General features: G+C 62.4%; 10 protein-coding genes and 1 pseudogene. All 11 read left to right on the forward strand.

From position 1 onward, the window contains the following. Positions 1-187 precede the first annotated feature (187 nt). Positions 188-1,504: pseudogene (gene nrfD, locus Pan216_RS08245) on the forward strand (NrfD/PsrC family molybdoenzyme membrane anchor subunit); the annotation flags it as partial. Between the two features lie 75 nt (positions 1,505-1,579). Further along, a complete protein-coding gene (locus Pan216_RS28115) occupies positions 1,580-2,095 on the forward strand; it encodes a DUF3341 domain-containing protein (protein WP_419193659.1) in 516 nt (171 codons plus the stop codon). A gap of 56 nt (positions 2,096-2,151) precedes the next feature. Then, complete coding sequence (locus Pan216_RS08250; RefSeq protein WP_145257379.1) at positions 2,152-2,814, forward strand: c-type cytochrome; 663 nt, start codon at positions 2,152-2,154, stop codon at positions 2,812-2,814. Next, on the forward strand, positions 2,807-4,009 hold the full coding sequence (locus Pan216_RS08255) for a quinol:cytochrome C oxidoreductase (protein WP_145257382.1): 1,203 nt from the start codon (positions 2,807-2,809) through the stop codon (positions 4,007-4,009). Before Pan216_RS08250 ends, Pan216_RS08255 begins: the two co-directional genes overlap by 8 nt. A gap of 39 nt (positions 4,010-4,048) precedes the next feature. Beyond that, positions 4,049-4,630 (forward strand): hypothetical protein, encoded by a 582-nt coding sequence (locus Pan216_RS08260; RefSeq protein ID WP_145257385.1) that lies wholly within the window; start codon positions 4,049-4,051, stop codon positions 4,628-4,630. Between the two features lie 139 nt (positions 4,631-4,769). Continuing rightward, positions 4,770-5,048 (forward strand): cbb3-type cytochrome oxidase assembly protein, encoded by a 279-nt coding sequence (locus tag Pan216_RS08265; protein WP_145257388.1) that lies wholly within the window; start codon positions 4,770-4,772, stop codon positions 5,046-5,048. Then, positions 5,041-6,534: a cbb3-type cytochrome c oxidase subunit I gene (locus tag Pan216_RS08270; protein WP_145257391.1), complete on the forward strand. Its 1,494-nt coding sequence runs from the start codon at positions 5,041-5,043 to the stop codon at positions 6,532-6,534. The genes Pan216_RS08265 and Pan216_RS08270 overlap by 8 nt, the downstream gene beginning before the upstream one ends. Next, complete coding sequence (locus Pan216_RS08275; RefSeq protein WP_145257394.1) at positions 6,531-7,145, forward strand: cbb3-type cytochrome c oxidase subunit II; 615 nt, start codon at positions 6,531-6,533, stop codon at positions 7,143-7,145. Before Pan216_RS08270 ends, Pan216_RS08275 begins: the two co-directional genes overlap by 4 nt. Beyond that, on the forward strand, positions 7,142-7,918 hold the full coding sequence (locus Pan216_RS08280) for a c-type cytochrome (RefSeq protein WP_145257397.1): 777 nt from the start codon (positions 7,142-7,144) through the stop codon (positions 7,916-7,918). The genes Pan216_RS08275 and Pan216_RS08280 overlap by 4 nt, the downstream gene beginning before the upstream one ends. A gap of 1,422 nt (positions 7,919-9,340) precedes the next feature. After that, complete coding sequence (locus tag Pan216_RS08285; RefSeq protein WP_419193404.1) at positions 9,341-11,428, forward strand: heavy metal translocating P-type ATPase; 2,088 nt, start codon at positions 9,341-9,343, stop codon at positions 11,426-11,428. After that, entirely contained in the window at positions 11,425-12,288 is an 864-nt protein-coding gene (locus Pan216_RS08290) for an endonuclease/exonuclease/phosphatase family protein (RefSeq protein ID WP_145257403.1), read from the forward strand. The genes Pan216_RS08285 and Pan216_RS08290 overlap by 4 nt, the downstream gene beginning before the upstream one ends. Positions 12,289-12,351: the final 63 nt, after the last annotated feature.

Genomic DNA, 12,351 nt, shown 5'->3' on the forward strand with positions numbered 1-12,351 from the left:
CCTTGTCCAAGGGGACACCGCTTTTGTCCCCCCCTTGTCCAAGGGGGAGAAGGGCCGGTGGCCCACGAGCGTCGGACAATAAGTTCGCGATGACCGAAAAACGCGAGGATCGAAGAACGTGACTCAGGCCGTTGTGACGCATGAAGCCGAACCCACGCGACCGGAGACGCTCGAGCGTCAACCGATCATGACGGGAACGCCCACCTGCGCGTCGATCACCGAACAGGTCTGCGCGATCGTCGAGCGGCCTGCCTCGGCGTGGTGGATGCCGGCGTTCAGCGTCAGCACGCTCTTGCTCGCGCTGTGCGGCTTCGCGGCGCTCTACTTGATCACCACCGGCGTCGGCGTCTGGGGACTCAACAGCCCCGTCGGCTGGGCGTTCGACATCACCAACTTCGTCTTCTGGGTCGGCATCGGCCATGCCGGCACCCTGATCTCCGCGATTTTGCTCCTCTTCCGGCAGCGGTGGCGCAACAGCATCAACCGCTTCGCCGAGGCGATGACGATTTTCGCGGTCGCGTGCGCGGGGCTCTTTCCCTTGATCCACGTCGGCCGCATCTGGATGGTCTGGTTCCTCGCGCCGGTTCCCAACGCCAACGCGATTTGGCCGAACTTCCGCAGCCCGCTGTTGTGGGATGTCTTCGCGGTCAGCACATACGCGACCGTCTCGACGCTCTTTTGGTTCGTCGGCCTGGTGCCCGACTTCGCGACCTTGCGCGACCGGGCGACGACGCCGCTGAAGCGTTGGTCGTACGGTATCCTCTCGCTCGGGTGGCGCGGTTCGGCACGCCATTGGCTCAACTACGAGACCGCGTACCTGCTGCTCGCCGGCCTATCGACCCCGCTGGTGCTCAGCGTTCATACCGTCGTCAGCTTCGACTTCGCGACCTCGGTGATTCCGGGTTGGCATACGACGATCTTCCCGCCGTATTTCGTCGCGGGGGCGATCTTTTCCGGCTTCGGCATGGTGCTGACGTTGATGATCCCGGCGCGGCAGCTCTTCCACTTCGAGAACCTGGTGACCGATCGTCACCTCGATTTCATGTGCCAGGTCCTGATGGCGACCGGCATGATCGTTGGCTACGCCTACGCGATGGAATTCTTCACCGCGTGGTACAGCGCCAATCCCTATGAGCAGTTCACGTTCATCAACCGTGCGCTCGGGCCGTACTGGTGGGCGTACTGGATCATGGTCTCCTGCAACGTCCTGACGCCGCAGGTCTTCTGGTTCAAGTCGTTGCGCAACCGGCCGTGGTTCATCTTCGGGATCTCGATCTTGGTGAACGTCGGCATGTGGTTCGAGCGGTTCGTCATCATCGTGACGAGTCTGCACCGCGATTTTTTGCCGTCGAGCTGGGGCTACTTCATCCCGACCTGGGTCGACTTCGCCCAGTTCATCGGCAGTTTCGGGCTCTTCTTCACGCTCTTTCTGCTCTTCATTCGCGTCGCCCCGATGATCACGATCTTCGAGGTCAAAACGCTGCTGCCGGAAGCCGACCCGCACTCGCAGCGTGAGCCGACCCCGCCGGTCGAAGGGGAAGCCGATCCGCTGCCGACCGATGGATCGTTTGTTCCCGGGTTGCTGGCTCGTTACGAGAGTGCGAGCGACTTGTACGCGGCGTGCAAGAAGGCCAAGGCGGCGGGCTACAAGCACTTTGACGCGTACTCGCCCTTTCCGATTCACGGGCTCGAGAAGGCGATGGGCCTCGGCAAGTCGAAGCTCCCTCCCATGGTCCTTGTCGCGGGGGTCAGTGGCGCCTTGCTGGCGCTGGTGGGAATGCTCTGGGTCAACACGGTCGAGTATCCGCTGATCACGGCGGGCAAGCCCTACGGCGCGATCGAGCCGCTGATTCCGATTGTCTTCGAAGTGACGATTCTCTTCTCGGCGTTCGCGGCGGTCTTGGGCATGTTCGCGCTCAACGGGCTGCCTCGCTACCATCATCGCGTCTTCGAGAAGGAGATCTTCAAGCGGTCGATGGACGACGGCTTCTTCCTGATGCTCGACACGCGCGATCATTGTTTTGATGCTCGGGAAGCGCTCAAGCTAATGCGCGAGTCGGGCGGACGTGACGTATGCGTCCTCGATCGGAAGTAGGAGTGATCACGTTGACTGAGTCGTTGGAATTCGCTGCGACGGCGGAGAGGTAAACCGTGCTTCGCGTGCTCTTGATCTTTGGCGCCCTGGTGGCCGTGATCGTTGGGATCCTCGGCTTTCGGGGGCATCTCGGCCCAGGCCGGCCGCTGATGGTCTTCTTCGACATGGACTTCCAGCCGAAGTACCAGCCGCAGGGCCAGAGCGCTTTCTTCAGCGACGGCCGGGCGCAGCGAACCCCGCCGACCGGAACGGTCGCGTTCGGGGGGGCGGACTTTTTCGGCGATGCCGGCGCGCCGACGACGAACCCCGACTTCCTGCAGGCCGACGACGTTTTCTATCGGGGCAAGGAGGGGGAAACGTACGTCAAGCGGAGCCCGGTGTCGACCGACATGCCCCTGCTGCGAACGGGGCGTCAACAGTATGGCATCTACTGCGCGGTCTGCCATGGACCCAGCGGGCGCGGCAACGGCATCCTCACCGAGTACGGATTCGTCGAGATCGCCAAGTTGACCGATCCCCGAGTCCGGTCGATGCCCGATGGCCAGATCTATCACACCATCGCCAACGGCAAGGGCCTTATGAATGGCTACGGCCACCAAATCCCTCCAGCCGAACGCTGGGCGGTGGTGGCCTACGTTAGAGCGCTACAATGGAGTCAGAACGCCAGCATGGACGACGTCCCCACACAGTTTCGCGCGGAGCTTGAGAAGGGTGAGTAAGACCGACACCGTCAGCGATGTCAACGTCCGGCTCGACCCCGCGCATGTCGCCCGGGCGCGAGTCATCTTGGGCGGCGTCTTTCTCGGCGCGGCGGCCCTCAGCGCGATCGGCTGGCTCTTCTGGGCCCAGTCCTTCTACGTGTCGTATCTGATCGGATTTCTCTTCGCGCTGTCGATCGCTCTGGGGGCGCTCTTTTGGGTCTTGATCCACCACCTCGTCGATGCGGCCTGGTCGGTCGTCGTGCGCCGGCCGATGGAGTTCCTGACCGCGAGCCTTCCCTATGTGGGGATCTTCTTCATGCCGATTGTCTTCGGCATGGGCTGGATCTTCCCCTGGGCGGGCGCGGAGGTCGATGTCGCGACCCACTTTGTTCCCGAGAAGCGAGCTTTCCTCAACACGCCGTTCTTTCTCTTGCGAGCGGTCTTTTACTTCGTCGTCTGGGCCTACCTCGCCCGACGGGCGATCGCCCCCTCGTGGCGGCAGGACGAATCGGGCGACGTGGGAGAAACCCTCTCGCTCCGCAGGATCGCGCCGGTGGGCCTAATCTTGCTCGGCGTGACAAGCACCTTCGCGTCGATCGACTGGATCATGTCGCTCGAGCCCGACTGGTTCTCGACGATCTTCGGCGTCTACTTCTGGTCGGGAGCGATCGTGGCGTCGCTGTCGATGATCACGTTGATGGTCCTCTGTCTGCGGCAGATCCCGAAGTACCACGCGATCGTCACCGAGGAACACCTGCACGATCTTGGGAAGTTGCTCTTCGGCTTTGTCGTCTTTTGGGCGTACATCGCGTTTTCGCAGTACTTCCTCATCTGGTACGCGAACATCCCGGAGGAGACGGTCTGGTACATCCGCCGAACCGAGGGCCCGTGGGGGTTGATCGCCGTGGCGGTCGGGATCGGGAACTTCGTCGTGCCGTTTTGCCTGCTACTGCGGCGCGACGCCAAGCGTTCGGTCTGGATTCTCGGCTTCAGTGCCGCCTGGCTGCTCGGCTTTCACTGGCTCGATCTCTACTGGCAGATCGAACCGGTCTACCGCCCCGAGGGCCCGGTCTTCTCGCTGCTGGACATCGTCAATGTGGTGCTCTTTCTGTCGGCGGGAGCGTGGATGACGCTCGGGGTCGCCGATGGGCGTTCGCTGGTGCCGAAGCAAGACCCGCGACTTCAAGAATCCCTGGCCTTCGAGAACGTCTGATCGGGGCCCGGTGCCTCCCCCTCTGAGGAGAAGGAAACGTTGAGCGACTCGCCGCCGATCGAGAACCGCCTACCGCACACGCGGCCGCTACTGACGATGATTGCGATCGCGGTCTGCTTGGGATTGGTCCTGCTGCTATTGGCGGCGATGTACTTGATCGCCGGGGCGGGAGGCGATGATGACCGGCAGCGTGTCGAACAGATGCGGGGCAAGCTTCGCGAGTTGCGTCAGTCCGAGGCCGCGCGTCTCGAGGGTTATGGCTGGGTCAACAAGCAAGAGGGCGTCGTCCATATCCCGATCGAGCGAGCGATGACCTTGCTGGCCGAGGATCCCAAACGTTTTCCCGAGCCGCCCAAAGCGGCGCCGAAAGACTCGCCCAAAGCGGCGCCGAAAGACTCGCCCAAAGCGGCGTCGAAAGACTCGCCCAAAGCGGCGCCGAAAGACTCGCCCAAAGCGGCGCCGAAAGACTCGCCCAAAGCGGCGCCGAAAGACTCGCCCAAAGCGGCGTCGAAAGACTCGCCCAAAGCGGCGCCGAAAGAGGCCGAGAGGAAAGAGCCCACCGCCGCGAACAAGGATGACTCGAAGAAGGACGGCGACGAAGAGGCCGCCACGGAGAAGTAGGGTGGTCCTGTGGCCCACCACGAGAATCGGTGTCCCCCTTGTCCAAGGGGGAGGACTTTTTGATCCCCCTTGTCCAAGGGGGAGAAGGGAAGCCGGGCCTGTGGCCCATTAGAGGAAACTGGGAGATACGGATCGATCGATGCACGCCGTCTACTGGGTGATCTACGGAACGGTGATCCTCTTCGGAGTGACGGTGGTCGCCGCCTTTGTCTGGGCGATACGGACCCACCAGTTCCAGAAGTTCCAGCAAGGGGCGGTGTCGATCTTCGATCCGGACGAGCCGGTCGGCGAGATGACCGATGGCTTTCCGGGCGAGAGTGGCCCGCCACCGGAAGTGCTCGACTGCGATCAGGACGAGTTGAGCAAACTCGATCCACCAGACCCGACCGTGAAAGGAACTTCAATTCGTCATGAGTGACGCTGTCGCCGCGACCGTCGAATGGACCCCCGAGAAACGCCGCGCGTATTTCGCTCGCGAGCGCGCGGGCATCGATGCGTCGACCCGGCTGCCCGTCTTGACCTTCTTTGCCGCGTCGGTCTTCTGGCTCCTTGTCGGAACCACGCTGGCGATCATCGCGTCGGTGAAGATGCACTGGCCCGAATTTCTCGAGTCCTTCTCTTGGCTGACCTTCGGACGGGCCCGTTCGGCCCATCTCGACACCATGGCCTATGGCTGGACGGCCCAAGTCGGCCTAGGCGTCTCTCTCTGGCTGATCGCACGACTGGCGCGGGCGCCGCTTCGCTGGCCCAGGCTCCTCGTCGGCGCCGCGGGACTCTGGAATGCCGCCGTCCTCGCGGGAGCCATTGGTGTCCTCGGTGGGCAGATGCAGTCGGTCGAGTGGCTCGAGTTTCCTCCTTTCGTCGCGCCGCTACTGGCGCTGGCGTTCGTCGTCATCGCGATGAGCGCGCTGACGACCTTCGGGGACCGGCAAGAGGGCCACATCTACGTCTCGCAGTGGTATCTCTTCGGGGCGCTTTTCTGGTTCCCTTGGCTCTACGTCGTCGCGAACGTACTGATTCTTTTTCAGCCGGTGCGCGGTGTCCTGCAGGCCTCGGTCAACTGGTGGTTCGCCCACAACTACTTGGGCCTCTACTTGACGCCGATCGGACTCGCGTCGGCGTACTACTTGATACCGAAGGTGATCGGCCGGCCGGTCTACAGCTATTACTTGAGTATCATCGGCTTTTGGGCGCTCGCCTTCTTCTACAACTCCGCGGGCATTCACCACCTGATCGGCGGGCCGATGCCCGCGTGGCTGATCACGTACTCGATCGTCGCGAGCGTGATGATGCTCATTCCGGTTGGTACCGTCGCCATCAACCATCACATGACGACGGTGAACCACTTTCGGCTCGTCCTCTACAGCCCGACGCTGCGGTTCATCGTCTTTGGAGCGATGAGCTACACGGCGGTGAGTGTTCAAGGCGCGCTTCAATCGCTGCGGACTGTCAACGAGGTCAGCCACTTCACGCACTACACCGTCGCGCACGCTCACTTAGGCGTTTACGCCTTTTTCACGATGACGATGTTTGGCAGCCTCTACTACATCGTGCCGCGGCTCACCAAATGGGAGTGGGCGTCGGCCCGGCTGATCCGGCTTCACTTTTGGATGACCGCCGGCGGCATCATGCTCTATTTCCTCTCGCTGACATGGGCAGGATGGTATCAAGGACAGATGCTCAATGACGCCAATGTCCCGTTCATGGATATCGTCAAATACACGCTGCCATACCTTCGTACGCGCTCGATCGCCGCGGTGATGTTGGCGGTGGGACACCTCGTCTTCGCGTACCTGTTTGTCTTGAACTTGCTTCACAGGGGAGAGCCGCGACGTGATCCGACGATCCTTGGCGACGTCAAGGAATACCGCGACATGATCGGGTCGGAAGGAGCGCCGCAATGAATCATGGCCCGCTGATCTTCCTCGGCGTCTTCTTCACGTTCGCCTCGAGCTGGTTGGCGCTCGTCTTCACGCCCTACGTGCAGCTCCAGCACCTCACGGCGGCCAAGTCCGGGGAGACCGCATCGAGCTACCCGCGACCGATCGCCGGGCTCGCGCTGGTCGGACAACGCGTCTACTCACGCGACGGCTGCATGTACTGCCATACGCAGCAAGTTCGTCCAGAGGGTTTTGGGGCGGACTTCGAGCGAGGATGGGGGCCGCGGCGAACGGTCGCACGCGACTACATTTACGACCGACCAGTGATGCTCGGGACGATGCGGACCGGCCCCGATCTCGCGAACATCGGCGTGCGGCAGCCGAGCGTCGAGTGGCATCACCTTCACCTCTACAATCCGCGGATCACCTCGCCGGGCTCGATCATGCCCTCCTACGCGTTCCTCTACCGGAAGCAAAAGATCGTCGGCCAACCCTCCGACGACGCCCTTGAGCTTCCCGAGGAGTACGCCATCGAACCGGGCTACGAGATCGTCCCGACGGAGGAAGCCCGAGCGCTCGTGGCGTATCTTCTCAGGCAAGATCGAACCTATCCCCTCCCGGAGGCGGAGCAGTGAGTCTTTCCGATCAAGACCTGATGCCCGAACCCGAACCGAACGAGATGGACCCGAGCAAGCAACGTCGGGAGACGGGCGAGCCGTTCAACGTTCAGGATCTCCACGCCCCGATCATTCGCGAACAGGCCGAGCCCCGCGACGGCTTCGAACCGGTGCCGCCCTGGATGTCGATCTTCTACGGCATTCTCCTCTTCTGGGGTGGTGCTTACATGGCTCTCTATAGCGGCGGATTCCGTCCGGACGTCTACAACGAAAAAGCGATCTACTTCGGAAAGCCCCCCGGCGGGGCCGACGAGAAGGCCGATCCGATCGCGGTGGGTCGGCGACTCTATACCGTCAACTGTGCGGCGTGCCATCAAGCGTCGGGGCAGGGGGCGGCCGGCAAGTTCCCACCGCTCGCCGGTTCGGAATGGGTGCTCGGATCGCCGTCGGTGTTGGGGCGAATCCTCCTCAACGGGCTTCAGGGACCGGTGAGCGTCAAAGGGGAGACGTACAACGGCAACATGCCCGCTTTTGGTGGCCGCCTCAAGGATGACGAGATCGCATCGATTCTTTCGTTCATCCGTCAGGAGTGGGGCAACTCGGCCCCCGCGATCACACCCGAGCAGATTGCCTTCATCCGCGACGCGGTCGGTAGTCGATCGGATCCCTGGTCCGCGGACGCGCTCCAGTCCCTTCCCGCGGAGGAACTTCCAGGGGGAGACGCCGCCGCGAAGGAGGAGAATTCGTCCACCGAGGGATCGACCAAGAAAGAGTCCTCGGGCGGGACATAAACCACCATCTTCGAGTAGGGTGGGTCTTGACTCACCACGCGTTGGGTAAGCTTTGATGAACCGTTTGGGTGGGAGTTTTTCCGAGGCTTCTTGCGTGCTTCGCACGCCCAGGTAGCGGAGCAACCTGGGCTAGCCGAGAGTCAAGGTAGCGGAGCAGTTGGGCTAGCCGAGAGTCAAGGTAGCGGAGCAGTTGGGCTAGCCAAGAGTGAAGGTAGCGGAGCAACCTGGGCTAGCCGAGAGTGAAGATAGCGGAGCAACCAACCCTTTGAACATCACCACCGAAAGGGAGCGATTCCCGGAAAGTGAGTGAAGAAGATTGGCAATGCCTCAGCCGCGAAGCGGCGCCGGTTAGTAGCCAGGGGTGACAACCCCTGGTGAACGAAGGATTTGAATCAAGCCCCGAAGGTGGCGCCGGTATCCTTCGAACGACCTGCGCCCCGTCGGGGCTTCGAGAATGGATCGGTTTCCATTCCAGGGGTTGCCACCCCTGGCTAGTAACCACTGCCGCTTCGCGGCTCAGGAGAGAATGCCGTCACTAGGAGACACCGGGGCGTCCTCCGGATCATCATCCTGCTTCATTTCCGAACGTTGCGTCTTGACTCATTCTGTTAGGCAAATTGCGAGCGGATGTTGAAAGGGTTGATTGACGAGCGACTTGGTCTAGCCAAGATTGAAGGTAGCGGAGCAGTTGGGCTAGCCGAACGCAGGGTGGGTCTTGACTCACCACGCGTTGGGTAAGCTTTGATGAACCGTTTGGGTGGGAGTTTTTCCGAGGCTTCTTGCGTGCTTCGCACGCCCAGGTAGCGGAGCAACCTGGGCTAGCCAAGAGTCAAGGTAGCGGAGCAGTTGGGCTAGCCAAGAGTGAAGGTAGCGGAGCAATCTGGGCTAGCCAAGATTGAAGGTAGCGGAGCAACTTGGTCTAGCCGAGAGTGAAGGTAGCGGAGCAACTTGGTCTAGCCGAGAGTGAAGATAGCGGAGCAACCAACCCTTTGAACATCACCACCGAAAGGGAGCGATTCCCGGAAAGTGAGTGAAGAAGATTGGCAATGCCTCAGCCGCGAAGCGGCGCCGGTTAGGTGAACGAAGGATTTGAATCAAGCCCCGAAGGTGGCGCCGGTATCCTTCGAACGACCTGCGCCCCGTCGGGGCTTCGAGAATGGATCGGTTTCCATTCCAGGGGTTGCCACCCCTGGCTAGTAACCACTGCCGCTTCGCGGCTCAGGAGAGAATGCCGTCACTAGGAGACACCGGGGCGTTCTCCGGATCATCATCCTGCTTCATTTCCGAACGTTGCGTCTTGACTCGTTCTGTTAGGCAAATTGCGAACGGATGTTGAAAGGGTTGATTGACGAGCAACCTGGTCTAGCCAAGAGTGAAGGTAGCGAAGCAATTGGGGCTAGCCCAGGAGAGAGCCCTGGTGCCGTGACCGCGCATACTCGCAACATGGGGCTCGCCCCGCCACGACTGCCACGAACCGAAAGCGACGCGAACGCTTCCGCGGCGACTCCCTCGTTGCCACTCCTCGGCGACGCCCCCTCTTCGGTTTGGTGGCGGCTAGGGGCGTCGGTCTTCCTGGCCGGCCAATCGATGCTGCTCGCGCTGGCCGTGAATCTGAGCGAGCCGGTCGGTACGGCACGGCTGACACTCCAAAGCCTCATCCTCGTGGCAACCTTCGTGGTCGTCGTCCTTCTCGGGTTTCCGTTGGCCGCCGCGGCGCTGCGCGAAGTTCGCTCGGGCCGGCTGACGATTGAGGCGCTCTTTCTGCTGACGATGGCCGGAGCGCTCCTGGCGTCACTTCAGTCAATGCTGCTCGGGACCGGTCCGGTCTATTTTGAAGTCATTTCGATCCTGCTCATCGTCTACACCGCGAACCGACTGCTCGCCGCCAGAACGCGGCGCGGGGCGCTCGACGCCGCTCGGGCATGGACGCGCCGACTATCGAAGGCGAACCGGATCGAGGCGTCGGGGAATCGCACTGTCGTGCTCACCAGCGTGATCGCCGTGGGGGATCTCGTCGAAGTCAATCCGGGGAGGCTTGTGCCCGTCGACGGCGTGATCGAGCGTGGAGTCGGTTTCGTCCGCGAGTCGCCCCTGACGGGGGAGCCTTTCTCGCGAGTCGTCCGGGTGGGCGATCGGCTCTTGGCGGGCTCGGTCGCGGAAGACGCTCGCTTTGAACTGCGGGCAAGTCGTTCCGGAACCGATCGCGAGATCGATCATCTGCTGGCCATCGTCGAACTGGCGAGCCAGCGACCGACGTCGATGCAGCGCCGCGCCGATCGTTGGGCACGGCTTTTCGTTCCGGTGGTCGCGTTGATCGCCGTGGCGACGCTTCTCGGCTGGACATTCGCGGCCGGTTGGAACGTGGGGCTCTTTCAAGCGATGGCGGTTTTGCTCATCGCCTGCCCCTGTGCCTTTGGACTTGCGACGCCGATTGCCGTCGCGGCGGCTTTGGGGCGGCTTGCCGAAGAGGGTCTCATTGCCCGGCAGGCGGACGTCCTCGAAGGGCTGGCGCGCGTCGATCGGGTGGTTTTTGACAAGACCGGGACGCTAACCGACGAAGTTTCGGTCGTGAATGTCACCTTTTTTGATCATAACGGTCGAGATCGGGCGGTTTTTGAAGCGGAATTGCTCGGTTGGCTCGCGGAAATCGAGTCCTGTAGCGATCACCCGGTCGCGAGGGCGTTGGCCGACATCGCCCCTTCAGCAGAGAGCTCGTCGCTCGCGGCACTCGAACTCGACGTCGTCCCTGGGGCGGGGCTCGTGGCGAGGTTTCGGGACGCAGCGGCCAATCGGCGGGAACTACGTGTCGGGCGTGGGGACTGGCTTGACCCCGAGGGGAGCGTTCTCGCGGAGCCCGATGGTTCCCATTCACCGTCGAGCGAGATGGGCGTTCTGGTCGAACTCGATGGGAGGCTGGTGGCGTCGATTCGCTTGCGTGAGCGTTGGCGCGGCGGCTTCGGCGAGGTGATCCGCGACCTGCGTCAATTGGGACTTGAGGTCGAGATCATGACCGGCGATCGCTCCGCGCGGGCCGTGACGCTTCACGACTGCGAGATTCACGCCGGGATGACCCCGACAGAGAAACGAGAGGCGGTCATCCAGCGGCAAGAGAGCGGCCAGCGGTGTCTCTTCGTCGGCGACGGCATCAACGATTCCGCGGCGATGGCCGAGGCGGAGATCGCGGTCGCGCTTGGCTCGGGAAGCGAGTTGGCGATCGAGGCTGCTCCCTTGACGCTGCACCACGGCGACTTGTCGGTTCTGGGGTGGGCGATTCGCTTCGCTCGCCGGACGACCGGGCTCGTCGAGTCGAACATGCGTTGGGCGTTGGGGTACAATCTCGTGGGGGTATCGCTCGCGGTTAGCGGCTACCTGCACCCGGTGGCCGCCGCGACCTTGATGGTCGGATCGAGCCTCTTTATCGGGGCCCGCTCGATGCGGCTGCAAACGGTCCTCCCGAGAACCCCCGCGAATCGCCCGCGGCCCATCCCCATTGAAGAGAGGCTCTCGTGAAGCTCGCGAATCGAATGCTCGGCATTGTGGTCTCCCTGCTGCTGGTGACGGCGGGAAGTGACGCGGCCGAGCTCATGGTGCTCTCTTGGAACGTGGAAGGGGGCGGGGCGAGTCGGCAGGACCCGACCCAAGGGGCCGATGCGAAGACGATCGCCAAGCAGTTGGCCGACGATTTTGACGGTTTCCAGCTTGTGGGCCTGTGCGAAGTCGAGCCTCAGCACGCCCAGGCTTACGCCAAGGCCCTCGGTGCCGACGAGGGAGGAACCTGGTGGTTCATTCTAGGGAAGACCGGCGATCAGGATCGGCTCATGGTGGCTTACGATCGTGACCGGCTGGAACTGCTCGAGATCCGCGAATGGAACGAGCTCAGTTTCGGAGGGAGCGTCCGAGGGCCGCTCATGACTCGGTTTCGCGATCGCGACAGCGGCGTCGAATTCTGGTTCGTCATGAACCATCTGGCGCGGGGCAAGGCGTGGAAGCGGGAGGAGGCCGCGAAGACCCTCAACGCGTGGGCGGGCAAGCAGTCGCTACCGGTGATCCTGGCCGGGGATCTGAACCTCGACTGGAACCTTCGGACGCAATCGCCGCCATCGGGACGCAAGGGGTTCGATCTCATGACGAAGGACAATCGGCTCGAGTGGGTTAGGCCGCGAGACCTCAAACGGACGTCCTACACGCAGCGTTCCAACAGCAACCCGGCGCCTCGTTTCAATAGTGTCCTCGATTTCTTCTTCATCAATGACGACGCGAAGAGACTCGCTCCCGAAGCGTGGATCATCGAGCGTCGAGGCGACTTTCCCGACGATCATCGGACCAGCGATCATCGGCCGATTGGTGCAAGGTTGCGGCTGGGTCGATAACCGTTCACGGCGGGGCGATTTCTCGACTTGATTTTGTCGGCCATCAAACCAATTCTGATAGCG

Origin of the sequence: Kolteria novifilia, from assembly GCA_007748055.1 — a bacterium.
GTDB classification, from domain to species: domain Bacteria; phylum Planctomycetota; class Planctomycetia; order Kolteriales; family Kolteriaceae; genus Kolteria; species Kolteria novifilia.